This window comes from Pseudomonas sp. Colony2 (assembly GCF_019382755.1).
Lineage (GTDB): Bacteria > Pseudomonadota > Gammaproteobacteria > Pseudomonadales > Pseudomonadaceae > Aquipseudomonas.
Genome location: NZ_CP080030.1, coordinates 4,599,907 through 4,626,344, shown reverse-complemented (window position 1 = coordinate 4,626,344; position 26,438 = coordinate 4,599,907). Strand labels below are relative to the sequence as shown.

The following is a 26,438-nucleotide window of genomic DNA, read 5'->3' as shown; positions in this document are numbered from 1 at the left end:
GATCCGAACCTTCATGGAAGTCACCCAGCAACGACCGTTGTGGCAGATCTACCTGATCTTTCTGGCACCCATGGTGCTGTCCAATTTCCTCCAGAGCTTTTCCGGCACGCTGAACGGGATCTATGTCGGGCAGATGCTCGGCACCCAGGCGTTGGCGGCGGTGTCGGGGATGTTCCCCATCGTGTTTTTCTTTATCGCCCTGGTGATCGGCCTGGGGGCGGGCGCTTCGGTGCTGATCGGCCAGGCGTGGGGCGCGCAGGAAACCTCGATGGTCAAGTCGATCACCGGCGCCACCCTGACCCTCGGCGCCCTGATCGGGGTGATCGCGGCGGTGCTGGGCAGCGTGTTTGCGCGCCCGGCAATGCAGGCCCTGGGCACACCGGTGGATGTGCTGGATGACGCGGTGGGTTATGCGCAGATGATGATGCTGATCATGCCGCTGTTGCTGGTGTTCATCCTGTTCACCCAACTGCTGCGGGGCGTGAGTGACACGGTGTCGCCCTTATTGGCGCTGATGGTGTCGACCACCGTGGGCCTGGTGCTGACCCCTGCGCTGATCAAGGGCTGGCTGGGCCTGCCGCCGATGGGTATCCAGAGCGCGGTGGTGGCGGGGTTGGTGGGTAATGCCCTGGCGATGACGTTCCTGGTGCTGCGCCTGCGCCATAAAAACCACGTGATGGCGCCGGATCGCCAGTTGATGGCGGCGCTGCGGCTGGATCGGGTGATCCTGGGCAAGGTCCTGCGTATCGGGTTGCCTACGGGGTTGCAGATGGTGGTGCTGTCGTTGTCGGAGCTGGTGATTCTGGCGCTGGTCAACAGCCATGGTTCCCAGGCGACGGCGGCGTATGGGGCGGTGACGCAGATCGTCAACTATGTGCAGTTTCCGGCGTTGTCGATTGCGATCACGGCGTCGATTCTGGGGGCGCAGGCGATCGGGGCGGGGCGCCTGGAGCGGATCGGGCCGATCCTGCGTACGGGGATTTTGATCAACCTGTGCCTGACGGGTGGGTTGATAGTGCTGGGGTATGTGTTGTCGCACTGGCTGTTGGGGTTGTTCATTACCGACGTGGATGCGCGGGTCAAGGCCGAGCACCTGCTGCATATCATGCTCTGGAGCATCCTGGTGTTCGGTTTCCAGGCCGTGGTGGGCGGGATCATGCGGGCCAGCGGGGTGGTGCTGGTGCCGGTGGGGATCTCGATCGTTTGCGTGTTGGGGGTGGAGTTGCCGGTGGCGTATCTGCTGAATGCGCGGTTTGGGCTGGAAGGGGTGTGGATGGCGTTTCCGGTGACGTATCTGGCGATGTTGGGGTTGCAGACGGCGTATTACCGGTTGGTTTGGCGGCATAAGCAGATCAAGCGGTTGGTGTGAGTGTGTGGGGTGGCGCGGGTACCTATTCGTCATATAGGTACCGGCCATCCAGGACTATCAGATTGATGACGCAACGCTAAGACGCGTAAGCGTTTGCGCCAAGGTCTCGTTTTCGGACATCGGCTTATTTGAAGTTGGTATCGGCGATCGGCATGATGCTCGCTACACGCCAGCCATCCTTGCCCATGACCAGCGTCTGGCTGATCAGGAAGGTGCTGTCGGTAGGTGTTTCACCGGCGTGGCTACGGGTGAAGGTGATCGGCACCATCAGTTGCGCAACGTTATCGGCCACCAGCACCACGCTGAAGTGGCTCATGTCGGGCTTAAGTTGCCAGGCGCCCTGGTAGTACACCTTGAGCTTGCTGACCACCGCATCCGGCCCCCAGTTTTCGCCACCTCGGGCGTACCAGAGCATTTTTGGCGAGTCCCAGAGCATTGCCTTGATCTGGGTGAGGTCGTGGGCGTTTTGAGCGGCGACAAACCGGGTGAAGAAGGCGCGAGCGTCATCCTCTTTGGCTGCGGCGAAGCTTGTGGTGGCGCTAAGCAGGCTGAGCAAGGCGCCGAAGGCCAGGGCATAAGGTTTCATGGAGTTCCTCGGGAATCGGGTTGAGTGACCTGAGGTTTAGCCTAGGCTCGGGCAGGGCGAAGCAAAGGCCATTTAACCCTCGTTTCTGGACATTCCCGATGCCGCCGTTTCCGACCGGCTTCTTGCCGTGCGCCGCATCACCTGCGGCGGTTTGCCGAATTCGCGGATAAATGCCCTTCGCATGCGTTCGCTGTCGCCAAAGCCGGTCTGGCGGGCAATGCCTTCGATAGGATGACGGCCGTCCTGGATCAGCACCAAGGCTGTTTCGATCCGCAGCTTTTCAATGGCTTTGGCTGGGGATACGCCGGTCTGTGCTCGAAACGCCCTGCTGAATTGGCGCAGGCTTAAATGGGCTGCTTCGGCCAGTTCGTCGAGGCTCAGGCTGCGATGCAGGTTATTGCGCGCATAGGCTATGGCAGTCTGGATACGGTCGGTCTTCTGTTCCATGTCCAGCAGTGCCGAGGACTGTGGCTGCCCCCCGGCACGGCGGTTTTGCAGGATGAAGGTTTTCGATACCGCCCGCGCTACCGTCGCGCCAAGATCGGCTTCGACCATCGCCAGGGCTTGGTCGATGCCAGCGGTCATGCCGGCGCTTGTCCATAGCGAACCGTCGACGATAAACAAACGCTCCTCTTCCAGCCGCACCTTGGGGTAGCGTTTGCGGAATTCTGCCGCGAAAAACCAGTGGGTGGTCGCTCGCATACCGTCAAGCAAACCTGCTTGGGCCAGGAAGAAGGTTCCGGAGCAGGTGGCGGCCAGGCGTCGGCTATTTCTGGCAGCCTGACGCAGGTAATCCAGCAAGCCGGGCGTGAATTCGCGGTCATTGCCGCCACCGATGATCACCGTGTCGAATGCAGTCTTGCCGAAGGCTTCAGTCTGCACCACCACGCCGAGTGAACTGCGTACCGGCCCGCCGTGCTCCGAGATCAGACGTACGTCGTAATGGGTTTTACCCAATGCATTATTGGCACTCTCGAAAACTGACAGTGCAGAGAAACTCATGACGCCGAAACCGGAAAAGGTGATGAAACCAATGCGTTGCATGAGGCGCTCCAAAACCGTCTGATCTGTCAATCAAGGTGACAGACAGATTACCTGAAGCGGATTTTTTCCCGTAGTACCGCGTCGGTAAAGTCATTGACGCCGTTACCGCAGCAACGGGTAAATACCCCGGACCAATCCATCCACAAATCCCCCCACCGGTCTCAATCAGCGTCGCAACTCGTTGCTGAAATAACGACTCGGCACCTCACCCAACACACGCTTGAACACCGTCGCAAACGCACTCGGGCTGCTATACCCCAAATCCAGCGCCACCCTGGTCACCGGTTCCCCATTGCCCAGCCGCACAATCCCCGCCAGCAGGCAGGCTTGCTGGCGCCACTGCAGGTAACTGATACCCGTGGCTTGACGAAACTGCCGGGTAAACGTCCGGCGGCTCATCCCCGCGCCGAAGGCCATGGCATCAATGCTGACCTCCAACGAAGGCCCAGCCAGAAACTCTTCGCAGGCCTTCGCCAATCGAGGCTCGGCCGGCAACGGCGCACACAGCGGTAGCACCGGCATCCGGGCGATCTCGTGCAGCAGCAAGCCCATCAAATAGCTGTCGCGGCCACCCATCGCGTAACGCGCAGGTACCTCGACGGCCTTCTCCAGCAACTGCCCAAGCAGCGGCGACACATCCAGCACCTGGCACTGTTGCGGCAACTCCAGCCGCCGCGCCGCCTGCGGGCGAATGTAGGTGTTGAGCATCGTCACCGGCCCGCGCATCAGCATGGCGTGGGACACATGCGGCGGCACCCAGATCGCGCGGCGAGGCGGCACCACCCAGTTACCGGTGGCGCTGTAGACGGTAATGACACCCTGGCTGGCATAGGCCAACTGACCTCGCGGGTGCGCGTGGGCGGGGAACAGCTCGCCGTCGGCATAGTCGATGGCGGTCACGACCACGTCGCGCGGGGTGTTTTCGTAGGGATGAATATCGGGCATGGCCTGATTCTAGCCTTTGTTGACCCACAATCGCAGGCGGGCCATCGCGGTTTACGAAAAAATCTGTCGGATGCACGGCCTCCTGTCGTGCCACCGAGTCAATGGACCCGTCACGATGAAGCAAAAACACCTGTTACTGGCCGTCCTGGTGACGGCTGTGTGGGGACTCAATTTCCCCATTACCAAACTCGGCCTGGCCGAGATCAACCCGCTGTTGCTGACGGCCCTGCGGTTCACCCTGGCGGCGTTGCCCTGGGTGTTTCTGGTGCGCCGGCCCCAGGTCGCGGTGAAGTGGCTGGCGGCCTATGGCTTGATATTCGGGGTGGCGATGTGGGCCTTGATCAACCTCGGGATCGCCATGGGCGTGCCGCCCGGCAGCGCGTCGTTGCTGATCCAGTTCAGCGCATTTTTCACCATGGGCTGGGGCGTGCTGCTGTTTCGTGAAAGCCTGTCCGTGCCGCAATTGATCAGCGTGGCGCTGGCGGCCATGGGCCTGGTGGGCATGCTGTTGAGTGTGCAGGGCGCGGCCACGATGCTGGGGTTTGCCTTGGTGCTGTTCAGCGCGTTGGCCTGGAGCATCGGCAATATCATCATCAAGGTCTCCGGGGTGCGGGAGATCTTTGCCTTCGTAGTCTGGGCCAGCCTGTTTGCGCCGTTGCCGCTGGTGCTGTTGACGTGGCTGCTGGATGGCTCGCAAGCCTTTATCGCTTTGCCTGCTCAACTGAACGGCGTGGCGTTGTTCTCGCTGGCGTTCCAGGTGTATGGCGCGACGCACTTCTGTTACTGGGGCTGGAACCTGCTGTTGCGCGAGTACCCGGTTTCCCGGGTGGCGCCCCTGTCACTGCTGATCCCGGTGTTCGGCATCGTCAGCTCAATGCTGATCCTGGGTGAGCGCCCCGGGGTTTCGCAGTGGCAGGCCATGGGCTTGATCCTCTTGGCCCTGATCGTCGGCCTGAAGAAGGGGCGCCCGTTGTGGGTCAGGCAGGACGGTCACGCTTGAGCAGGCCATACAGCGCGCTGTCCGAGATCTCGTCGCCGACCACCCAGCGCTCGCGCAGCAAGCCTTCGCGGACGAAACCCAGGCGCTCAAGCAGCTTCGCGGAGCCCAGGTTGCGTGGGTCAATGTCGGCTTCAAGGCGGCGCAGCCCGGCGGTGTTGAACCCATGGTCGATCACGGCGCGGGCGGCTTCGCTCATGTAGCCCTTGCCCCAATACTGGCGGCCCAGGGTAAAGCCGATTTCAGCGCGGCGGCATTGCTCGTCGACATTGAACAGGTCGCAACTGCCGATCACCTCGCCGGTGGCCAGCAACTCCACCATGCACACCAGGTCTTCACCGGCAATCGATGCCTCCATCAATTGGCCGAAGCGTTCAACGGCTTGCTCGGCGCGGGTCATGGTGGGAAAGGAAAAGTAGCGCATGGCCTCGGGGTCGGACCAAATGGCAAACAGCGCGCGCCAGTCATCCTGATGGGGAGGGCGCAGGCCCAGGCGCTCGGTGGTGAGGAGAAAGGGGGCGAAAAAGGGCAGTGTCATAAGGTGCTCGTCCGTGAAAGTCACGGGCGAATGCTGCCGGGATTGGGCGGGATGTACAAGGGTCAAGGAGAGAGGACGACGGGAAGCAATTGCTCCACTTAATAGGAAGCATTACTATTCACACCCCGCCTCCCCAGTGCTTCCTTGATGACTCCTCAGCCGCCCCGCAGAACAGGCTTTTTCGAGCACTACGAAGAGTTGATCGGGACCTGGACGCGCCGCCTGAGAAACCGTCAGCAGGCCGAGGACCTGGCCCACGACACTTTTGTGCGGGTGCTTGAATCCAGCGCCACCAAGGTTGAGCAACCTCGCGCCTATCTGCATCAAACGGCGCGCAATATCGCCGTTGACGCCTATCGCCGCGAAGACCGGCGGGAGGCGATGGCCCTGGAAGCCTTTGACCAGAGTTCGCCCCACAGTGGCGACCCGGAGCATTTCATGCACGCGATCCAGCTGGCGGATTCCATCGAGCAAGCCCTGGCCGAGCTGCCGCTCAATTGCCGCAAGATTTTTATCTGGCAGAAAATCGAGGGCCTGACCCAGCAGGAAATCGCCGAACGCCTGGGCCTGTCTAAAAACATGGTGGAAAAGTATATGATCCGCACCCTGCGGCATCTACGTGACCGCCTGGATGCGATGGCACCATGACCAATGCCCGCTATGAAACAGGATCTTCCATGATGGATACCCGTGAGTGTGCCTGCGGCAGCGCGACGGCCCGCGACGAGGCGGCGCAATGGTTTGTGCGTGTGCAGGACAGCCCATTGAGCGCAGAAGAACGCGAGCGTTTTGATGCCTGGCGTGCAGAGCATGCCGAGCACCAGTACGAATTTGATGTGCTGCAAGGCTTGTGGAGTGCCACCGATCTGGTGCCCAAGGCGCGCTTGCAGGCGTTGTGCGATGCCCCGCAACCGCGCGCGAAGCGCCGGCCCGTGCTGCGTTATGCAGTGGCTGCAAGTGTGCTGGCGGTGGCCCTGGGCCTGGGGTTGTTCAGTGGCCTGGATCATCCGGCGACGTACAACGCCGAGTTCCGCACTGCATTGGGGGAGCACCGGCAGGTGGCGTTGCCCGACGGCTCGCTGATGGACTTGAACAGCCGCAGCGTGGTAGCCGTGCACTATGTAAAAGGCCAGCGCGGCATCGAGCTCAAGCAGGGCGAGGCCATGTTCAGCGTCGAGCACGACACCAGCCGGCCCTTCGTGGTGGACGCCGGGGCAGGGCAGGTGACGGTCACCGGTACGCGTTTCGACGTGCGCCGCGATGACGACCAGACCCGCGTGGTGGTCGAGGCCGGTACGGTCAAAGTGCAAGGGCGCTCATCCGATGACATCGTGATGCTCACGGCCGGTCGGGGCACCCATGTGGATACCCGGGGCCAGGTGGCGGCTGCCTACGCCGTCAACCCTGAAGAGCTCACGGCCTGGCGCACCGGCAAACTGGTGTTCAACAACGCCACTCTCGGCGAAGTGGCTCGGGAGGTCTCACGTTACCGCGAGCAACCTTTGCGGGTCAGCGCGCCCGCGGTGAGCAACCTGCGCTTGACCAGCGTGTTCAAATCCACCGACACCGACGCCTTGCTCAAGGCCTTGCCGCACATTCTTCCGGTGGCCTTGCGCACCTTGCCGGACGGTAGCCAGGAAATAATTTCGCGATAGATTCAGGTTTTTTTCGAGTTCTTCGTCTTCTTGTGCAACTGCAACTGGTTTGCATTAACAGCCGCACTCTCTTGCGATCACAGGACTACGTTCGACGTGAAAAAACTCGCCATGAAAAACAATAAATCATCGCGCTGGGCACCCCTCGCCCTGGCGCTGGCCGTCAGCGCCGCACTGCCGGCGGCCTATGCTGACGATGGCATTCATATCCAGGCCCAGTCCCTGGGTTCGGCCTTGAGCCAATTGGGTCAGCAGACGTCGCTGCAAGTGTTCTTCAGCCCCGACATGGTGGCCGGCAAACAAGCCCCGGCCGTCGACGGCAACCTGTCGCCCGAACAAGCGCTGCGCCAGTTGCTGCAGGGCAGCGGCCTGGATTACCAGATCGATGCGGGCTCCGTGACCCTGCGCCCGCTGGGCAAGGGCACCGGCGAAGCCGGTTCGCCGCTGGAGTTGGGTGCCACCGACATCAAGGTGGTTGGCGACTGGCTCGGCGACGCGAATGCCGAAGTGGTGCAGAACCACCCGGGCGCGCGCACCGTGGTGCGCCGTGAAGCCATGGTGGAGCAGGGCGCGATGAACGTCGGTGACGTGCTGCGGCGCATTCCCGGGGTGCAGGTACAGGAGGCCAACGGCACCGGTGGCAGTGATATTTCCCTCAACGTCGGGGTACGCGGCCTGACCTCGCGTCTGTCGCCACGCTCCACGGTATTGATCGACGGCGTACCGGCAGCGTTTGCACCCTACGGCCAGCCGCAGTTGTCGATGGCGCCGATTTCCTCCGGCAACCTCGACAGCATCGACGTGGTGCGTGGCGCAGGCTCCGTACGTTATGGACCACAGAACGTCGGCGGCGTGATCAACTTCGTCACCCGGGCCATCCCGGAAAAATTCTCCGGCGAAGTCGGCACCACCCTGGAAACCGCGGCCCACGGCGGCTGGAAACACATTGAAAACGCCTTCATCGGCGGCACCGCCGACAACGGTATCGGTGCTGCGTTGCTGTATTCCGGGACCAAGGGCGATGGTTACCGCGACCGCAACAACTCCAACGACATCGACGACGTGATCTTCAAGACCCATTGGGCGCCGACCGATCAAGACGATTTCTCGCTGAATTTCCACTACTACGACGCCAGCGCCGACATGCCCGGCGGCCTGACCCAGAAGCAGTACGACGCCAACCCGTATCAATCGGTACGTGACTGGGACAACTTCAATGGCCGGCGCAAGGATATGTCCTTCAAGTACATCCGGCAGATCGACGACCGCACCCAGGCTGAAGTGCTGACCTACTATTCCGACAGTTTCCGCGGCAGCAACATCGCCAACCGCGACCTGAAGACCCTGGGTTCCTACCCGCGCACCTACTACACCTTCGGCATCGAGCCGCGTGTGTCCCATGTATTTGACCTGGGGCCGAGCACCCAGGAAGTCAGCGTCGGTTATCGCTACCTCAAGGAAGGCATGCACGAGCAGGCCACCAGCCTGGCGCTGGTCAACAACGTGCCGACGCCCGTGGGCCAGAGTGACGGCCACGTGTACCAGGACCGTACCGGTGGCACCGAGGCCAACTCGTTCTATATCGACAACAAGATTGATATCGGCAAATGGACCGTCACCCCGGGCATTCGCTTTGAGCAGATTCGCACCGAATGGCACGACCGTCCGGTGGTAGGCCTCAATGGCGCCACGGTTCAGGAGAAGCGCCGCGAGATCCACAACAACGAACCGCTGCCGGCCCTGAGCGTGATGTACCACGTCTCCGATGCCTGGAAGCTGTTTGCCAACTACGAAACCTCCTTCGGCAGCCTGCAATACTTCCAGCTGGGCCAGGGCGGTAACGGCGACCAGACCGCGAACGGCCTGAACCCGGAAAAAGCCAAGACCTACGAAATCGGTACCCGCTACAACGACAACGTCTGGGGCGGCGAAGTGACGTTGTTCTACATCGACTTCTCGGACGAGTTGCAATACGTCAGCAACGATGTGGGCTGGACCAACCTCGGCGCTACCAAGCACGAGGGCATCGAAGCGTCGGCCCATTACGACCTGTCGAACCTCGACCCGCGCCTGGACGGCCTGACCGCCAACGCCGGCTTCACCTACACCAGGGCTACCTCCGAAGGCGACGTTGCCTTCAAGGGCCGCGACTTGCCGCTGTACTCCCGTGAAGTGGCCACCCTGGGGCTGCGTTACGACATCAACCACTGGACCCACAACCTGGACGTCTATGCCCAGTCCGGCCAGCGTGCGCCGGGCACCGGTACCACCTACATCACCCAGCCGACTGCTGATGGCCAGTACGGGGATATTCCCGGCTACGTCTCGGTCAACGTGCGCAGCGGTTATGACTTCGGTGCGCAACTGTCGAACCTGAAGCTGGGCGTCGGGGTAAAAAACGTGTTCAACCAGGAACACTACACCCGCTCCAGCGACAACAACTCCGGGATCTACCTGGGTGAACCGCGCACGTTCTTCGTGCAGGCCAGCGTCGGCTTCTGATGCGTGCCTGATCCCAGGTATCGACAGTGACGAGGGGGCGCAAGCCCCCTCGCCATAGCCGTTCTTCCTACTCTTTTTCTAACGATTTTCTGCGTCCGCAGGAACTGAATCCGACAGGTCTACCACACAAGGAGGTGCCCACTTTCCATGGGATACCTTGTATCGCCGAGGTGTCTTTGAGCCGGGAGTGAATCGTGTCAATACGCCGAACTGGAGATGCCTATGTCGGTAACCTTATCCAACTCAACTGTTGCCAACCCCTCTGATAACGCCGCGCAGCCGCATACTGATGCCGCCACATCGACGCAGTCACGCTCACGCTCCGGGCAGGGGTCGATCCACATCAGCTTCAACGTGCCACAGAATGGGATCGGCCCGGGATATTCGAATTGGACGACGACGCAGAGCACGATGGATCCCCATGGTGCCGCCAACAACTCATTCCGGGCGTCCTATGCAAACTCGTTCCTGGGCGGGCTGATCGGACAGCTTCAGGACTTTCTGCACAAGCTGTTCAATCCGTTCCGGCCTCACCCCGGTTATGGTCGTCCTGACCCTTCCATTCCACTCAGGCCTCTTCCCGGACACTGCCGTCCGACCCCCTGCAAGCCTGACCCGGGATACGGTCGCCCGGACCCACACTATTCGAGGCAAACCCCCGATCAACTGGGGAACCTCCTCAAGAAAAAATTTGATGCGTTCACGGTGCCGGGCCAGCCCTTCATCACAAAACAAAGCCTGGAGGAGATGGCGGGCAGACGGTTGACCAACGACCAGGACCGTAATGAGAACATTCTGTTGGCCCGGGAACTGCTGCGACGCCCAGACGTAATACAAGCCTTTGACCGAGCCGGCAGGACCGGTGATCTGGATGGTCGAATCTCCCGGCGGGACCTCAACGCCGTGCTCGACTCCGGCAATGCCTTGAAGTACAAGACCGACAAACAGCTCGCCGAACAGATGTTGAAGGACTTCGACGCCCTGAAGGGTATCTGGAGCCGCTCCATCAGTATCAAAGATTTGAAAAAATTGGCCGCATCGTCGTCGAGCGACCCAAAGCAACAGCGGCTCATCGAGTTGGCCAAGGAAGTCACTCAGCGCTCAAGCCTGTTAACGCTGATGGACTCTCTTGACCGGTATGACGGCAAGATCGGCAGAGCCGCCCTGCGCCACCTCTCTCTGAACCTGTTTTAGCTCGATCACGCCGCGACCCTCTCGCGGCGTGATGACCTGCCTTGATCAATCCGCTGCTTTCAAACTCTCAGCCAGGGCTCAGACATGGCTACACCTTCGTGTGGATCGCACAATCCTGGCTATCAGCCAGCCTGTCTTGCGCCGACGGGCAGCGATACCCTGCAACCGCCCCCCGTTGCCGCACCGGGCAAACGGTGCGAAGAGGGCGCCGAAGCCCGGCGAGTGAAGAACTTCACCGGGCAGCACACATTCCAGGCGCCGGCGGCTGACGACTTCATCAAAGGCATGTTGCCGCACGGGCAGTTGCCTGCCTCCCTCGCGCCTGGGTTACGCCCGTTGCGCGCGGTGATGGGCGCTATGGTCGCAGCGATCAAAGACCTTTGGCAGGAGACAAAACCGACCTCGCCAGGGTCTCGAAAAGCCGACTGATTCTTCGGTTTTTACATGTTGTCATTGGAACGCTGCTCTATCTCGGAACCATTGCCACCGGCACACCACACACCTTTGGCCTGTTTTCACCTGAGCGATACGGCGATTGCCGGGATGATGACCAGGTCAATGTGGAACCGGAAAATGGTGGAGATGAATCATGACAATCAACGGCGGGTCGGTCTGCCAGCACCTCGGTGCTACACCCTGTATTGCCCCGGCACTGGACGGCGGTACACGGGCAATTCACGCCGCTTCAAGTGAACCCGGTGAGGCTGCGCGAAAGCACAGCCATCAATCCGGCGGGGCGCCTGTCCGCTCATCAGGCTATCGGCCTCCTTTGCGGGGAGAGAGTCACTGCAGGAGTCTGCTGCAACACCTGGGGCTTCAGAACGAAGTGGCCAGCCGCCTCCGCGGGCCCAATCCCTACATTCGTTTGCCGGACAGCGATTTGGTGAGCGCGGCGAACGCCCAATTTGCCATGCTGAAAAAACTCCATGAGAACTGACGGACTGAAGCTGTCTTCACTGCAACGAATCGCCAGTAAAAAGCTCGGTGCCAGCCGAGAGGCCGACAGCGCTATCCTGCTTGCCAAGGCGATCATCCAGCGTCCGCGCCTGATCGATGCGATCCTCGACCAGGACGGCTACATCACCCGCGAAAGCCTGGCACAGGCCGAGAACGTCGTGTTCGGCAACAGCGATCCCAGTGCCTTCAGCCCGGACCCTTTCCACACAAAAAACAATGCCGATCTCGTCCGTCTGTTCAAGGAAATGTTCACCGAGTTACGGGACCGGTCGCGGGACCGCATGGGGTTTTTCGAGCAGATCTGCTACGTCAACATCGAGGTGCTGGCGATGATGAGCAAAGACCCGGATGAGCTCGACAGCCATGGCCAAGTTGTACTGGACCCGGCCACGGGGCTACCGAAGAAGAAATACGACGAACAGCAGGTGTATATGGCGAAAAACCTTGTGGACCGGCCGGGCTTGTTGCGGTCGCTGGAAAACACCGCCGACAGCGGTCGGCGAATTTTCGGCAGCCATCACCAGGCGGGCTGGCTCAGCAACAAAACCCTTGATCGCTGGCTGGAACTCCAGAAAGCCAAATGACCCCGGGTTGACGCCTTAATGTACGAGGCGTGATGGGGCTGGGTGGTCAGACCCGCAGTATTTTCCCGCTGATCGCCACACCGATCAGCAGTACGGCAATCAGCACAAAGGCAGTGCTCAAGCTGCTGCCATGGGCGATGAAGCCGATCACCGCAGGGCCGGCGAGAATGCCGGTGTAGCCCAAGGTGGTGATGGCGGGCACCGCAATGTGTTCCGGCATGACGGTCTGCTTGCCGACGGCGGTGTACAGCACCGGTACGATGTTCGAACACCCGGCACCGACCAATGCATACCCCAGCAGGGCGGTTTCCCACGCAGGGAATAGCGTCGCCAACAGCATGCCGCCGGCGGCGAGCGCGCCGCCGAATACAATCACCCGGGTTGCGCCCAGGCGGCGAACTATCCTGTCGCCGGTAAGGCGCCCGACCGTCATGGTCAAGGCAAAGGCTGCGTAGCCAAGGCCCGCATAGGCCTCGTCAAGGCCGCGCTCGGCGCTCAGGAACACCGCGCTCCAGTCCAGTACGGCGCCTTCGGCAAGAAACACGATGCAGCACAGGCAGCCGATAAACAGCACCACGCCGTGGGGCACGGCAAAGGCCGGCCCGGAGCTTTCACTGCCGTAAGGCAGCAGGTGTGGCCCGGCCTTGAGCAAGGCCACTACGATGACGACGATCACGGCGAGGGTGGCCTGCAACGGCGACCAGCCCAACCCCAGCAGCCCGCTGACACCTGCCGCCCCGACGATCCCGCCCAGGCTGAACAGCCCGTGGAAGCCCGACATCATGGTCTTGCCGCTGGCCCGTTCGACCATCACCGCTTGCAGGTTAACCGTGGAGTCCACCGTGCCCAGGCCGGCACCAAACACAAACAGCGCGGCCATCAGCAAGGGAATCGAGGTGACGGTGGCCAGCATCGGCAGGCCCAGGCAGATCAGGAGGGTGCCGCCGGTGGCCACTCGCCGGATACCGTAGCGCGACGCCAGGGCCCCGGCGACCGGCATTGCGATCATCGAGCCCACCCCCAGGCACAACAGCAAAAGGCCGAGGGTGCCCTCATTGAGTTGGGCGCGGGCCTTGGCATAAGGCACCAGTGGTGCCCAGGCGGCGATGCCGAAGCCGGCGATGAAAAACGCGATGCGGGTCGACATTTGTTCCAGCCGCCCGGGTACCACGGGCGCTGGGGTGCTGATGGCGGTCATGAAAAATCCTTGGTTTTGCGTTCAACGAACGATGTGCAGCGCAACATCCTTGCACATCAGGCCGTATCGAGCGAGCCGGGTTCCCTTGGCATGCCTGAACACAGGGCCAAACATTTTTTCCAGGATCATGGAACGCGACGGGCCTTTCCAACCACTATCAGTTCGTAGGACAAGTAACCACTTGAGGTGCGAGGTGGCCTGGAAGGTGCGTAATCCCCGCGAGAACTGGTGAACCCCGGGCTTCCAGCGACGGATTACCACCTTCCAGGCCGATCCTCTCACTTCAGCAGCCGCGCCAGTTTGCCATCCCGCACCTGCAACACTTCAAACAGGCCCAGGGCCTGCAGGGCGGGGAGGGCTTGCAGGATGTCCTGTTCGGCCAGCAAGCGCTGCTCGTCCGGGGTGGCCGGATCGCACCAGGTTCTGGCGTTGGCGAGGAATGCGCCCACCGTGCCCTTGCGCACGGTCACGCCATTGAATTGGCCTTGGTCGAGATGGTCGGGAAGCACGTCTTCTGCACGCATGGCGGAGCCCTCAATGAATGAATCCGCAGTCTGGGCGTGCGCAAATGGCTACACTGCCTTATCCAGGTCATTCAATACGGTAAAGCTGCCATATGCCGTCAACACTCGTTTCAGCCCAGCTCGCCAATGCGACCGGCGGTCCGTTGCTGGTGGCGACGTTGCGCAGCAGTCCGGTAGCACGCACCACGGCCCTTCATCAGCATGCCCGCGGGCAATTGCTCGGAGCCCAGCGCGGGTTGTTGTCGGTGCAGGCGGCGCACCAGCATTGGGTAGTACCGGCCACCCACGCGGTGTGGATTGCCCCCGATTGTTCCCACGCCTTGCGTTCCCACGGGCCGTTTGATGGCTGGAGTGTGTATGTCGAACCCCAGGCATGCGCAGGGCTGCCCCGACAGACGTGCGTTATCGCCACGTCGGCCTTGTTGCTGGAAGCCGTCAGGCGCGCGGCAACCTGGAGCCAGCTGCTGCTCGAGCCGCCACAGTCACGGATCGCCCAGGTGATCCTTGATGAAATCGCCGGGTTGCCCCAGGAACCATTCGGCTTGCCGCTGCCCCGGGACCCGCGCCTGTTGCGCATCGCCCAGGCGCTGGCCGACAGTCCCGACGACAACCGCCTGCTGGAACACTGGGCGCAGTGGGCCGGTGTCTCGCCGCGTACCCTGGCCCGGCGGTTTGTTGCCGAGACCGGGTTCACCTTCAGCCAGTGGCGCCAGCGCGCACGGTTGTTGCGCGCCCTGGAGTTGCTGGCGGCGCATGCACCCGTGACCCGGGTTGCGCTGGACCTGGGTTATGAAAACGTCAGTGCCTTTATTGCGATGTTCCGGCGTACGTTCGGGACGACGCCGGGGCGGTACTTCACGGATGGCGCAAGCGACTACGGGCATACACCGCCACAATCACGAAACACCCCATAGGCAACAGGTAAGCCAGCGCCACTGTGCTGTTGTCCGCCACCTTGCCCATCAAGTAGGGCATCAGGGCGCCGCCGACGATCGCCATGATCATGAACGAACTGCCGCGCTTGGTGTGCGGCCCGAGGTTCTTCACGCCCATGGCGAACAGCGTCGGGAACATGATCGACATGAAGAAGAACACCGCGATCAGCGCGATCACCGAGATACCTTCCAGGCCGATCACCACCAGGCCGCACAACGCGATATTGATCAGCGCATAAATCAGCAGCAGCTTCTGCGCGCTGACCCGGCCCATCAGCCAGGTACTGAAAAAGCGCCCGAACATGAAGGCCAGCATTGCGATCGACAGCAGGTAGGCGGCTTGCTGATTGCCCATCTGTGCCCAATGCTCGGTGACGTAGTTGATGAAAAATGCGCCGACTCCGACCTGGGCCGCCACATAGAAAAACTGCGTGATCACCCCACCGACGAACTCCCGGTGCTGCCACAGACCCTTGCCGGCCGTCGGTTGCAGTGCCTGTTCCTGGGCGCGCAAATCCGGCAGCGGCGTGCGGGCGATCAGCAGCGCCACCAGCAGTACCAGGACCGCGATCACCACGTAGGTGGTCTGCAACGAACTCATGTCCGAGGCCGGTGTGCTGCCGGCGCTGAAGAACATCGCGCCGCCAATCAGCGGGCCGAAGAACTGGCCAAGGCCATTGAATGATTGCGCCAGGTTCAACCGCCGCTCGGCGCCCTGGGGTTCCCCCAGCACCGTGGCATAGGGGTTGGCAGCGGTCTCCAGGCAGCCCAGGCCGCAGGCGATGACAAACAGCGCGAACAGGAAAAACGGAAAGCTCGCCGCCGCAGCCGCCGGCATGAACAGCAGCGCGCCCGTCGCATACAGGCACAGGCCCAGCAGGATCCCGGCCTTGTAGCCGTGGCGGTCCATCAACAACCCGGCCGGCAGGGCAATCAGGAAGTACGCGCCGAAATAGGCGCTTTGCAACAGCCCGGACTGGGCCTTGCTGACGTGCAGGACTTCCTGGAAGTGCTTGTTCAGTACGTCGAGCAAACCGTAGGACAAGCCCCAGAGGAAAACAGACTGGTCACCAGCATCAGCGCCCAGCGATAGGTCGGCACGGCACGGGTGCCTGGCAGGTGTGTATCTTTGCTTAACATGACGCTTCTCCTGTTGTTTTTATGGGATCAAGGCGTGCGATGCAGCGGGTATCAGGGTTGGTCGGTAAGGAGGAAAATCTGCTCCAGGGGCTGCCATTTGCCGCCGGGGTCAGTCCACGGCGTGGGGGCCTGGAAGCGCCACATCAGGGTTTCCCAGGCTTGCACGTCGGGGTTGGCGCGTGCAGCGTGGTCCAGCCCTTCGAAGCTGAACCCGGCCGCGGTGTCCATGACCATGAACAGCCGCGTGCCCAGGCGCCAGATCTGCATTTCCAGGATTTGCTGGCTGCGCAGATGCTCTGCCACGGCAGGCCAGATGCGTCGATGCAGCTGCTGGTACTCGGCGATCAATGCCGCATCGTCGATCAGGTCCAGCGCCAGGCAGTAACGTTGGCCGCTCATGTCAGCGCCCGGTCGAGGTGGGTGTAGCCTCCATCCACCACCAGCCACTGTCCGGTGGTGTGGGAGGCGCGGGGTGAGAGCAGGAACAGCACGCTGTCGGCAATTTCCTCGGGAGTGGTCATCCGTTTGCCCAAGGGGATTTTTTCGACGATGGCGGCGAGCTTGGCCTCGGGGTTGTCGAAGCCGTCGATCCAGCGTTGATACAGCGGCGTCAGCACCTCGGCGGGCACCACGGCATTGACCCGGATGCCGAACTCCAGCAAGGAGGCGGCCCATTCCCGGGTCAGTGACAGCTGCGCACCTTTTGCGGCGGTATAACCGCTGGTACCGCCCTGGCCGGTGAGGGCCGTCTTGGAGCTGATATTCACGATTGCCCCGCGGCTGGCCTTGAGGGCATCGAGGCACAAGTGGGTCATCAAGTAGTAATGAATCAGGTTCTTTTCCAGGGATTCGACGAACGCTGCACGGCCCGCATCCAGGCCCACGCCGTCGTTGACCCCGGCGTTGTTCACCAGGCCGTCGATGCGTCCGAAACGTCGCAACACTTCGTTGACGGCTGCGCGGCAGGCGTCCTCATCGCGCAACTCGACACGGATGAAGTGGCTTTGACCGTGCTGCTCAAGCTCGGCCGCGAAGGCCGGCGACAACGGTTGATGGCCGAAAATTACCGGGATTGCGCCTTCGGCAACCAATCCCAGGGAAATGGCGGCGCCAATCCCCGAGCCGCCGCCGGTGACGATGATCACGCGGTCCTGCAAATGCAGATTCATGGGCAGTTTCCTTCAAGGTGATAGACCCGCTGGGCCGTGCCGCCCCAGATGGCCTGCTGTTCATCGGGCGACAGTGGGCCGAGGGTTTGTTGCAGCAATTGGCAGGTGCCCTGGTATTCCCCGGCCAGCAGACACACCGGCCAGTCCGAACCGAACATCAGGCGCTCGGCGCCGAACAATTCCAGCGCCAGTTCGATGTAGGGGCGCAGGGCTCGGGCGTTGCGTTGCTCGGGCCCGGCTTCGGTGAGCAGGCCCGACAGCTTGCAACTGACGTGGGGCAGGGCGGCCAGTGGCGCCAGGTGTTCGGCCCAACCGACGGGGCCGTTGGCGATGTCAGGTTTGCCCAGGTGGTCCAGCACCAGATGATGCCGGTCGTGGCGCTGGCACAGGGCTGTCGCGGCGTCGAGGTCGGCGCAGCGGATCAGCACCTCGTAGACGTAGCCTTGTTGCTGCAGGTGTTGCAGGCCACGGGAGAACCTGGCATCGGCCATAAAGCTGGCAGGCGTAGGCTCATCCTGAATCTGATGCCGAAAGCCCTTGAGTCCCGGTGCGTCGCGCCACTGTTCCAGGTGCTGTTCCAGGCGTGGGTCGCACAGGTCGACCCAGCCGACGACGCCGAGTATCCATGGGTGCTGCCGCGCCATTTCCAGCAGCGCGTCGGTTTCCTGCTCACCGGCGCGGGCTTGCACGGCAATGCAGCCATCCAGGTCGGCAGCGTCGAGCAACGGCCGCAAGTCCTGTGGGAGAAAGTCCCGCCGCAGGTCAGCCTCAGCCGTACCGATCCACGGATAATCAGCGGCCCGGTAGCGCCAGAAATGCTGGTGCGCATCGAGCCTCAAAGGTGATGGGGACGACATTGTTATTGTGCTCCGTCCATTCAAATTGCGGTTCAGCTCACGGCCGGTGGCGGTATTGCTCCCGGGACGCGGCTTTCATCTGGATCGAAAAGCCCGGCGCCTTCGGCGGCAGATAGGCCGCACCGCGCACCACGCAAGGTTCCTCGAAATGCTCGTGCAAATGGTCGACATACTCGATCACCCGGCCTTCGTGGGTGCCGGCAATGCACAGGTAGTCGATCATCGAAAGGTGCTGCACGTACTCGCAAAGCCCGACACCGCCGGCATGCGGGCACACGGGCAGGCCATATTTGGCCGCCATCAGCATCACTGCCAGCACCTCGTTCACCCCACCCAGGCGGCAGGCGTCAATCTGCACCACGTCGATGGCTTCGCGCATGATCAATTGCTTGAAGATGATCCGGTTCTGGCACATCTCGCCGGTGGCGACCTTGACCGGCGCCACCCCCTGGCGAATCTTGCGATGGCCCTCGATATCGTCGGGGCTGGTGGGTTCCTCGATGAACCACGGCTTGGCAAACGCCAATTCGCGCACCCAATCGATGGCGGTGTCGACTTCCCACACCTGGTTGGCGTCAATCATCAATTGGCGGTCCGGGCCCAATACTTCGCGGGCGATGCGTACGCGCCGCAGGTCATCCTGCAAGTCGTGGCCGACCTTGAGCTTGACGTGGTTGAAGCCGGCATCCACCGCTTCCTGGCACAGCCTGCGCAGCTTTTCGTCGCCGTAACCGAGCCAGCCGGCGGAGGTGGTGTAGCAGGGGTAGCCGTTGGCTTGCAGGTCGGCCAGGCGTTCAGCCTTGCCTTCGGCGCGTTGGCGCAGCAAGGCCAGGGCTTCGCTGGAGGTGATGCAGTCGGTGATGTAGCGGAAATCGATGCAGCGCACCAGCTGTTCCGGGCTCATGTCGGCGACCAGGCGCCACAGGGGTTTGCTTTCGGCCTTGGCCCACAAGTCCCACGCGGCATTGACGATCGCGCCGGTGGCCAGGTGGATTGCGCCCTTGTCCGGGCCGATCCAGCGCAACTGGCTGTCACTGGTGACATGCCGCCAGAAGCGGCCCATGTCTTCGGCGATCCATTCCAGGGTCAAGCCCACCAGCAGCGGCTGCATGGCCTGGATCGCCGCGCAGCAAATCTCGTTGCCACGGCCGATGGTGAAGGTCAGGCCATGGCCTTCAAGGGCCGGGTTGTCGGTCTGCAAAATCACATAGGCGGCCGAGTAGTCCGGGTCCGGGTTCATGGCGTCGGAACCGTCCAGGGACTGGGACGTAGGAAAGCGGATATCTTCGACGCGAATCGCGGTAATGGTAGTCATGAACGGCTCCTAGTCTCTTGTCAGGCGTCGACCGTGGTCTGGTTCTGTTCGCCGAGGCCTTCGATACCCAGGCGGATTTTTTGCCCGGGCTTGAGGTAGACCGGCGTGGGCTTGATCCCCAGGCCGACACCGGGCGGGGTGCCGGTGGAAATCACATCCCCCGGTTGCAGGCTCATGAACTGGCTGAGGTAGCTGATCAGTTTGGGGATCTGGAAAATCATCGTGCGGGTGTTGCCGTTCTGGTAGCGGTGGCCGTCGACTTCCAGCCAGATCGACAGTTGGTGCGGGTCGGCGATCTCATCGCGGCTGACCAGCCAGGGGCCGAGCGGGCCGAAGGTGTCGCAGCCCTTGCCCTTGTCCCAGGTGCCGCCGCGTTCCAGCTGGAACTCGCGCTCGGAGACATCGTTGATCACGCAGTAGCCGGCCACGTGCTGCATGGCCTGGCTTTCCTCGATGTAGCGGCCACCCTGGCCGATCACCACGCCCAACTCCACTTCCCAGTCGGTCTTGGTGGAGTGGCGGGGGATTTCGATGTTGTCGTTGGGGCCGACGATGGCGCTGGTCCACTTGTTGAAGATGATCGGTTCGTCAGGGATGGGGGCGCCGGTTTCGGCAGCGTGATCGGCGTAGTTCAGGCCGATGCAGATGAATTTTCCTACCTGGCCGACACAGGCGCCCAAACGCGGATTGCCCGGTACCAGGGGCAGGCTCGCGGGGTCGAGTTCTTGCAGGCGAGCGAGGTTTTGCGGGAGCAGGGCGTCACCGGCGATATCACTGATGTGGGCGGACAGGTCACGCAGACGTCCATCAGCGTCCAGCAGGGCCGGGCGTTCCTGACCTTTTTCACCATAGCGCAGCAATTTCATGAGCAATCCTCTTATTGGAAGTGGGCGGTCAGTTGCTCCAGCCGCCGTCAATGATCTGGGTGGTGCCGGTGGTAAACGCGCTGGCATCGGAGCCAAGGTACAGCGCCAGCTGGGCAATTTCCTGGGGCGTGCCCAGGCGTCCCATCGGCTGGCGCGCGGTGAAGGCGGCGTACACCTCGTCCTGTTGACGGCCTTCATGGCGGGCTTGTTCGACGATGCGTTGCTGCAGCGAAGGCGACTCCACGGTGCCCGGGCAGATAGCGTTGCAGCGGATGCGCTGGGTAACAAAGTCGGCCGCGACGGATTTGGTCAGGCCGATGACGGCCGCCTTGCTGGCGCAATAGGCAAAGCGGTTGGGCACGCCCTTGAGGCTGGAGGCCACCGACGACATGTTGATGATCGAGCCGCCGCCCGCCGCCAGCATCCCCGGCAGAAACGCGCGGATCATGCGGTACATGGCGGTGACGTTCAGGTCCAGGGCAAACGTCCAGTCGCTTTCCGGGCATTCGAGGATATTGCCGGCATGCACCACGCCTGCGCAGTTGAACAGCACGTCCAGAGGGCCGATCTCGGCGGCAAGGCGTTGGATGGCGCTGGCGTCGGTGACATCCAGCACCACCGTTTGCGCACCCGGCAAGCCGGCGAGTGCCTGTTGATTGATGTCGGCTGCAATCACTTCGGCCCCCGCCGCCAGATAGGCTTCGACGCTGGCGCGGCCAATGCCCTGGGCGGCGGCGGTGATCAGCACGCGTTTACCGGTGAGGTCCATGACAGACTCCCTTGATTATTGTTATTGGCTCAATGGTCAGGCCATTGAGGGCGTGAAACACCTGTATCTGCGGCATAGCGAACCCTGGTGGGTTTGCTATGATCAGCACACTGGAAACGATCCAATGGTCAGGCCATTGATCCAATTTTTAGCATGGGTCATCCCGGTCAACAAGCGGCTTTTTCGCGGGTTGATCGCTTTGACCGTGCTGTGCATGAATCGAGCTGAGCCTAGATGCCATTTCAAGTGATTGATAACCAACGTCTTTATCGACAGATTGCCGACCAGTTGCGAGCGTTGATCGACAGCGGAGAATTTCCGCCGGGCAGTCGACTTCCAGCTGAGCGTGAACTCGCCAAACTGCTGGGCGTGAGTCGCGCTTCCGTGCGTGAGGCGATGATTGCCCTGGAGGTGATCGGCCTGGTAGACGTGCGGGTGGGCAACGGCGTGCTGGTGTGTGAACCCGTGCAACCGACAGTCAGCCAGGAACCGGTGATGGCCCAGGCCACCCGGGATCAATGGAAAGAGTTAGATCCGGAACTCAACCTGCACGTCGACTTCAATGCCGAGATTCCACCGTTTTCCCTGCTCCAGGCCCGTCGCCTGATTGAGCCGGAAGCCGCCGCCCTGGCCGCCAAACATGCCACCGACGAAGAGCTGGCGGGGATCCGCGAGGCCTTCGAGCGTAATGTGCAGGATAACCGCGACGGTTCCCATACCCATCCGGGCGATCGTCTGTTTCACATTCGCATCGCCCAGGCCTCGGGCAATCCGGCGTATGCGTTGATGATTGCGCATTTGCTGGGGCATCGTTACGGCAGCATGTTCCAGCGGTTGCAGGCGCATTACACCTCGGACGACATGCCCCATCGCTCGGAAGACGAGCACCGCAAGATCCTCGATGCACTGGAACAGCGAGACGTGGAGGGTGCGCGACAGGCGATGCGCAAGCACCTGGAAGAGGTGGTACGAATCTTTATGCGGACTGCGCAATGACCCTGTTCTACGACGCCCGCGGGAATATCTACGGGGTGGTAAGCCCGGCGCAGTTACGCAGCAAGGGTATCGACGTGCCGGACCGTGCCGACTTGGCCGCTGGCACCCGAGGTGTTTGGGCATTGGCGGCGATTGCCGCCGAGTGCGGTTGGGATGAGTTGCCGCGCCCGGCCGAGGCCAAGGCGCATCGTTGTGACGGTTTGTTGGTGGGGCCGTTCCAGGCCGCGCCGCCTTTTGACCTGTTGATCGTCAACACCGACGGTTCCCTGGCCGAACGCAGTGGCAATGGCCTGACGATCTTTGCCCAGTCGTTGACCGACCAGGGATTGATGGCGCAAGGCTGTGAGTTGCGGGTGCATCACGACAAGACAGACGCACTGTCGCCGGTGGTTACGCGGGTTGAGCCGGCGGAGTACGAACAGGTCCAGGGGTTTTGGCTGGCGCTGGGGCGTCCCGAGTTCGGGCCTTTGGCGGTAGGGGCTGTTGGTGTGGGCGCGGTCTCGCTTGAGGGAACTGAGGTGAGCCATGTTTCGCCACTGGCTGCGCTCAACCCCGAGTGGAATCACAGCCAGTTTGTGCGTGTGGGCAACCCGCATTGTGTGACGCTGGTACAGGACGCGTCAGCGTTGCCGGACAACGCCCAGCTGCATCGATCAGCCTGGTTCGATCCGCTGAGGGCGATTGCTTTCGCACCACCTGCCGGGGCCGGCCAACCTTGTATTTCCGGGGTCAACCTGCAATGGGTCGCCCGGGATTCAGGCAATCGCGTGATCGCGCGGGTGTTTGAGCGTGGTGAGGGGCCCACGGCGTCCTCCGGGACCAGCGCCAGTGCGGTGGCATGCGCCGCCTGGTCTGTAGGATGGGTGACGGCGGGTCAGGTGGCGGTGGTGATGCCGGGCGGTACCGCACCCGTACGGTTGCAAGCAGAGCCGGGTGAGTTGCTGAGCGTTAGCCTGTTCGGGACTGCGCGGCTGCAGGAAGTTTGAAAAAGGCAGTGGCGGGCTTAATCATCTTTGTCAGCTGTTTCTCTATAAATAAGCAGCTCTGGTGAATGGTGGTGTAAGAGTATTCTCGTTAGTCAGTACTGGCTGTTTAACTGCATTTCTGTATTTATAAAAGACCCTTCCAATATCAATGTACGAATCTTCTTTTTTATTTTGAGGCGGCCGAATTTCGCCTGAAATCGCTAGTATTCCTGGGGTTCAGGCACTTTTTATCGGCTTCGAATTGAGTGGCTTTATCTGCGTTTTACGGGAGAAGTTATTTCAGCTCGACAATGAATGGCGGGTAACAACGGATGTTCAATACGCTTGTTTCGTCACGTTTCAAACTGGTCGTTGCAGGAATGAACCAGGCATTTCAGGTGCTGGCTTTTAAAGGCAGCGAAACGATTGACCAGCCTTTTTTCATTGAAGTGCAGTGGGTCAGTGAAAACCCCAGCCTGGATCTGGAGAAGTTACTTCACCAACCGGCCTATCTGGATTTTGGCGAGCCCGGTGAAGGCCTGCACGGGCAAATCTACAGCATTGGCCGGGAAGGCCCGGGGCAGCGGCTGACCCGCTACCACCTCACCCTTGCGCCGCGCGTGGCGTACCTGGCCCATCGTTGCGACCAGCGGATTTTCCAGCAGCGCAGCGTGCCGCAAATTATCGCGGCAGTGCTTGAGCAGCACGGCATCCTTGCTGATGCCTATACCTTCGAACTGGGGCCGGTGGTTTACCCACCGCGTACGTTCTGTGTGCAATACGCGGAAACCGACCTGCACTTTATCCAGCGGTTGTGCGAGGAAGAGGGCATTCACTACCACTTTCGCCACAGTGCAGACGCCCATGTACTGGTGCTGGGTGATGATCAGACGGTGTTTCGTCGTTTGCCGGCGCAACGCTACTGCCCGGCCGGAGGCCCGGCTGCCGAAACGCTGGTGATCCAGCGTTTCGATGTGCGCCTGGCCACGCGCAGTGCTCAGGTTGTTCGGCGTGACTACGACTTCGAACATCCGTCGCTGCGCTTGCAGGAGCAGGCCGGGTCTTTCCCGGCACTTGAAGACTATCAATACCCCGCGGGATTCACGGGGCATCTGCGAGGTTCGCAGTTGGCCCGGCGTGGCCTGGAACGTCATCAACGCGACCGCCATCGGGCCCTGGGCCGCAGTGACCAGCCGGCTTTGCGCAGCGGGCATTTCCTGGAACTGCGCGGCCATCCGGACCGCACCTGTAATGACTTGTGGCTGATCACCGGCGTGCGTCACGAAGGCTATCAACCGCAGGTGCTGGAGGAGGCGGTGGTGGATGTCGAGGCATTCCACGGCTATCGCAATCGATTTACCGCAACGCCCTGGCGCGCCGCTTACCGCCCGCCGCTCAAGCACGTCAAACCGCGTATCAGTGGCAGCCAGACCGCAACCGTCACCGGGCCCGAGGGTGAAGACGTGCATTGCGACGCTCACGGCCGGGTGAAAATTCGCTTTCATTGGGACCGCCTGGACCAGCACGACGACAAGAGCAGCTGCTGGGTGCGTGTGGCGTCCGGATGGGCGGGTGACAGCTATGGCGCGGTGATGATCCCGCGTGTGGGCATGGAGGTACTGGTGACGTTCCTGGAAGGTGATCCAGATCGGCCAGTGATCAATGGTTGCCTGCCCAATACCTTGCAGCCTGTTGCCTATCCGTTGCCCCAACACAAGACCCGCAGTGTGCTACGCAGCCGCAGTTCGCCGGGCGGGGCGGGGGCCAACGAGCTGCACCTCGAGGACCGCAGCGGCCAGGAACTCATCTACCTGCGCGCCCAACGCGATCTGGAGCAGCAGGTCGGCCACGACAGTCGGCTGGAGGTGGTGGGCGAACGTCGGGAAACCATCCACGGCTTGAGTGCCACCACCCTGGAAGACGAGGAACACCGCAGCATCGCCGGCGACCGCAAGGTTCGGCTTGGGGCTGATGATCACTTGCACGTGCAGGGCAACAGCCAGACCCTTGTCGGCCATACCCTGGTGATCGAAGCGGGGCAACAGGTCCATCTGAAGGCGGGGGCCAATCTGGTTATCGATGCCGGTGCGCAGTTGAGCTTCAAGGCCGGTGGTGAGCATTTGCTGATTCAGGCCGGCGGGATTTTCAGCAGTCGGCCGATCACGTTGGGCGGTGCGCCTGCCGTGATTCGCACAGCCAACCCAGTTGGACCGGGTGACGTGGCTGCTTCGCCCGCATTTGCAGCGGATGGGCCGAAGGTTTCGGTTATCCAAGGCGCAGTCATGGAGCTGGCCAGAAGACTGGATGCGGACTTCTGTCCAGTGTGCGAGCGCTGCCGTGAAGGCCTGTGCGAATCCACGGGGAGGGCGGCTTGATGGAGATCGCGCCTGGCCAGTGGATGGCTGAACAGCAGCAGGCAGGGCGCCGGCTGTGCCTGGTTCTACAGGGTGAAAGCGATGCGCGTGGGGTACTGCTGGCGACACGCACGGTCGCTGAGTATCGCTGCCTCTTTGGTGAAACCGTCGCATCGGAAATGGCAGCGGATGGGCCGATGCTCCTGTTGCTCGACCATGTCAGCGAGCCCGCATTGGTGGGTTTGCTGCAAAACCCCCAGCGTAATTGGGGCTGGTTGGGCAGCCTGGCTGGTGATGATTTATCGGGTGTTACCCGGCACTGGCGCGACAGGTTGGTGGTGGGAACGGCGGGCAGTCAGGCGCTGTACCGCTTCCACGATAACCGCACCTTGGCGCGGGCCTTGGTTCACCTGCCTGCTCGGGACTGGCCTGTTTTTCTCGGGCCGCTGATCGGCGTGTGTTACTGGCAGGGTGAGCGTTGGAGTTGTGTCGATAACCCGGCTCCGGGGGCGTATCCGGTACCCGATCCTGCGCCGTGGCTGGAGGTGCCGAATCCCCAGGCGGGAGTGATTCTGCAAGCCAATATCCTGCGTTACCTGCTGGCCGAGTACAGCGAGGCGTTGAGCGCACTGGTTGAGTTTCAAGACCCGAGAGTCTGGTTGGCGCAGGTGCTGGAGCAAGCGCGGGCCTGGCAATGGGACAGGCCGGAACAGCTGGAGTTTTTGGTCGTGCGGCGGCTGTTGGAAGCCACTGGGGACGTGCTTATTCGATGGCAGCCGATGCGTGGGGAAGTGGCGGAGGATCATTTTCAGCGGGTGGTTGGGGAGTGGCGTCGGGTGGAGCGGGAGCAGCAGGATGCGTAGGGGATTTATGTCGGGCGTGTGGCGAGGGCTGTTCGTTTGTGGCGGGCTGGCTGTTTCTGGCTGTGCGATGAAGCCGGCGGACAGTTTCATCTTGGAAGTCGATTTGCCGGCGAATT

24 protein-coding genes and 1 pseudogene are annotated in these 26,438 nt (G+C 61.8%); 12 read left to right on the top strand and 13 right to left on the bottom strand.

The annotated features are described in order from the left end of the window. The first annotated feature begins 13 nt into the window (after nt 1–13). Complete coding sequence (locus JV201_RS18485; RefSeq protein ID WP_003218590.1) at nt 14–1,369, top strand: MATE family efflux transporter; 1,356 nt, start codon at nt 14–16, stop codon at nt 1,367–1,369. 124 nt (nt 1,370–1,493) lie between these two features. Here JV201_RS18485 and JV201_RS18480 read toward each other — a convergent pair whose 3' ends face one another. The 3 genes from JV201_RS18480 to JV201_RS18470 all read right to left on the bottom strand — a co-directional run bounded on the left by JV201_RS18480 (nt 1,494) and on the right by JV201_RS18470 (nt 3,944). Continuing rightward, a complete protein-coding gene (locus JV201_RS18480) occupies nt 1,494–1,955 on the bottom strand; it encodes a DUF4440 domain-containing protein (protein WP_008432732.1) in 462 nt (153 codons plus the stop codon). A gap of 72 nt (nt 1,956–2,027) precedes the next feature. Next, on the bottom strand, nt 2,028–2,999 hold the full coding sequence (locus tag JV201_RS18475; protein WP_008432734.1) for a GlxA family transcriptional regulator: 972 nt from the start codon (nt 2,997–2,999) through the stop codon (nt 2,028–2,030). 165 nt (nt 3,000–3,164) lie between these two features. Next, nucleotides 3,165–3,944, bottom strand: coding sequence for a helix-turn-helix transcriptional regulator (locus JV201_RS18470; protein WP_008432735.1), 780 nt, complete (start codon nt 3,942–3,944; stop codon nt 3,165–3,167). 115 nt (nt 3,945–4,059) lie between these two features. Between JV201_RS18470 and JV201_RS18465 the strand changes: the two genes are divergently transcribed. Next, a complete protein-coding gene (locus JV201_RS18465; protein WP_177009183.1) occupies nt 4,060–4,944 on the top strand; it encodes an EamA family transporter in 885 nt (294 codons plus the stop codon). On the opposite strand, the gene JV201_RS18460 is transcribed toward JV201_RS18465, so the two are convergent. After that, a complete protein-coding gene (locus tag JV201_RS18460; protein WP_219405861.1) occupies nt 4,922–5,479 on the bottom strand; it encodes a GNAT family N-acetyltransferase in 558 nt (185 codons plus the stop codon). The genes JV201_RS18465 and JV201_RS18460 overlap by 23 nt on opposite strands. A 147-nt stretch (nt 5,480–5,626) precedes the next feature. On the opposite strand from JV201_RS18460, the gene JV201_RS18455 reads away from it, so the two are divergent. The 5 genes from JV201_RS18455 (at nt 5,627) to JV201_RS18435 (ending at nt 12,371) form a co-directional block, all read left to right on the top strand. After that, nucleotides 5,627–6,127, top strand: coding sequence for a sigma-70 family RNA polymerase sigma factor (locus JV201_RS18455; protein WP_219405859.1), 501 nt, complete (start codon nt 5,627–5,629; stop codon nt 6,125–6,127). A gap of 32 nt (nt 6,128–6,159) precedes the next feature. After that, nucleotides 6,160–7,134: a FecR family protein gene (locus JV201_RS18450; protein WP_087693093.1), complete on the top strand. Its 975-nt coding sequence runs from the start codon at nt 6,160–6,162 to the stop codon at nt 7,132–7,134. Between the two features lie 96 nt (nt 7,135–7,230). Beyond that, nucleotides 7,231–9,636, top strand: a complete 2,406-nt coding sequence (locus JV201_RS18445) for a TonB-dependent receptor (RefSeq protein WP_177048446.1) — start codon at nt 7,231–7,233, stop codon at nt 9,634–9,636. A 222-nt stretch (nt 9,637–9,858) separates the two neighbouring features. Continuing rightward, a complete protein-coding gene (locus JV201_RS18440) occupies nt 9,859–10,830 on the top strand; it encodes a type III secretion protein (protein ID WP_219405858.1) in 972 nt (323 codons plus the stop codon). Nucleotides 10,831–11,756: 926 nt separating this feature from the next. Then, nucleotides 11,757–12,371: a hypothetical protein gene (locus JV201_RS18435; RefSeq protein WP_008432744.1), complete on the top strand. Its 615-nt coding sequence runs from the start codon at nt 11,757–11,759 to the stop codon at nt 12,369–12,371. Nucleotides 12,372–12,417: 46 nt separating this feature from the next. On the opposite strand, the gene JV201_RS18430 is transcribed toward JV201_RS18435, so the two are convergent. Both JV201_RS18430 and JV201_RS18425 read right to left on the bottom strand, forming a co-directional pair. Continuing rightward, nucleotides 12,418–13,569 (bottom strand): MFS transporter, encoded by a 1,152-nt coding sequence (locus JV201_RS18430; protein ID WP_087693074.1) that lies wholly within the window; start codon nt 13,567–13,569, stop codon nt 12,418–12,420. A gap of 278 nt (nt 13,570–13,847) precedes the next feature. Beyond that, nucleotides 13,848–14,093: a hypothetical protein gene (locus tag JV201_RS18425; RefSeq protein ID WP_008432748.1), complete on the bottom strand. Its 246-nt coding sequence runs from the start codon at nt 14,091–14,093 to the stop codon at nt 13,848–13,850. A 92-nt stretch (nt 14,094–14,185) separates the two neighbouring features. Between JV201_RS18425 and JV201_RS18420 the strand changes: the two genes are divergently transcribed. Continuing rightward, nucleotides 14,186–15,007 (top strand): helix-turn-helix domain-containing protein, encoded by an 822-nt coding sequence (locus JV201_RS18420; protein ID WP_257903236.1) that lies wholly within the window; start codon nt 14,186–14,188, stop codon nt 15,005–15,007. On the opposite strand, the pseudogene JV201_RS18415 reads toward JV201_RS18420, so the two are convergent. From JV201_RS18415 to JV201_RS18385, 7 genes and pseudogenes are all read right to left on the bottom strand, one after another. Continuing rightward, nucleotides 14,949–16,168 (bottom strand): annotated as a pseudogene (locus JV201_RS18415) (sugar MFS transporter). The gene JV201_RS18420 and the pseudogene JV201_RS18415 overlap by 59 nt on opposite strands. Nucleotides 16,169–16,219: 51 nt before the next feature. Then, nucleotides 16,220–16,567, bottom strand: coding sequence for an L-rhamnose mutarotase (locus JV201_RS18410; protein ID WP_219405857.1), 348 nt, complete (start codon nt 16,565–16,567; stop codon nt 16,220–16,222). Next, complete coding sequence (locus JV201_RS18405; protein WP_219405856.1) at nt 16,564–17,337, bottom strand: SDR family oxidoreductase; 774 nt, start codon at nt 17,335–17,337, stop codon at nt 16,564–16,566. Before JV201_RS18405 ends, JV201_RS18410 begins: the two co-directional genes overlap by 4 nt. Further along, nucleotides 17,334–18,194: an amidohydrolase gene (locus tag JV201_RS18400; RefSeq protein WP_023658957.1), complete on the bottom strand. Its 861-nt coding sequence runs from the start codon at nt 18,192–18,194 to the stop codon at nt 17,334–17,336. The genes JV201_RS18405 and JV201_RS18400 overlap by 4 nt, the downstream gene beginning before the upstream one ends. Before the next feature lie 37 nt (nt 18,195–18,231). After that, complete coding sequence (locus tag JV201_RS18395; RefSeq protein WP_219405855.1) at nt 18,232–19,509, bottom strand: L-fuconate dehydratase; 1,278 nt, start codon at nt 19,507–19,509, stop codon at nt 18,232–18,234. A 20-nt stretch (nt 19,510–19,529) separates the two neighbouring features. Then, nucleotides 19,530–20,375, bottom strand: coding sequence for an ureidoglycolate lyase (locus JV201_RS18390; protein ID WP_102604551.1), 846 nt, complete (start codon nt 20,373–20,375; stop codon nt 19,530–19,532). Between the two features lie 28 nt (nt 20,376–20,403). Further along, a complete protein-coding gene (locus JV201_RS18385) occupies nt 20,404–21,144 on the bottom strand; it encodes an SDR family oxidoreductase (protein WP_003219525.1) in 741 nt (246 codons plus the stop codon). 234 nt (nt 21,145–21,378) lie between these two features. On the opposite strand from JV201_RS18385, the gene JV201_RS18380 reads away from it, so the two are divergent. The 4 genes from JV201_RS18380 to JV201_RS18365 all read left to right on the top strand — a co-directional run bounded on the left by JV201_RS18380 (nt 21,379) and on the right by JV201_RS18365 (nt 26,322). Beyond that, nucleotides 21,379–22,140: a FadR/GntR family transcriptional regulator gene (locus JV201_RS18380; protein ID WP_219405854.1), complete on the top strand. Its 762-nt coding sequence runs from the start codon at nt 21,379–21,381 to the stop codon at nt 22,138–22,140. After that, nucleotides 22,137–23,126, top strand: a complete 990-nt coding sequence (locus tag JV201_RS18375) for a diaminopimelate epimerase (RefSeq protein WP_003219528.1) — start codon at nt 22,137–22,139, stop codon at nt 23,124–23,126. The genes JV201_RS18380 and JV201_RS18375 overlap by 4 nt, the downstream gene beginning before the upstream one ends. 311 nt (nt 23,127–23,437) lie before the next feature. Continuing rightward, the gene (locus tag JV201_RS18370; protein ID WP_219405852.1) at nt 23,438–25,480 is read left to right on the top strand and encodes a type VI secretion system tip protein VgrG; all 2,043 of its coding nucleotides are present in this window, start codon (nt 23,438–23,440) and stop codon (nt 25,478–25,480) included. After that, nucleotides 25,480–26,322, top strand: coding sequence for a DUF4123 domain-containing protein (locus tag JV201_RS18365; RefSeq protein WP_219405850.1), 843 nt, complete (start codon nt 25,480–25,482; stop codon nt 26,320–26,322). The genes JV201_RS18370 and JV201_RS18365 overlap by 1 nt, the downstream gene beginning before the upstream one ends. Nucleotides 26,323–26,438: the final 116 nt, after the last annotated feature.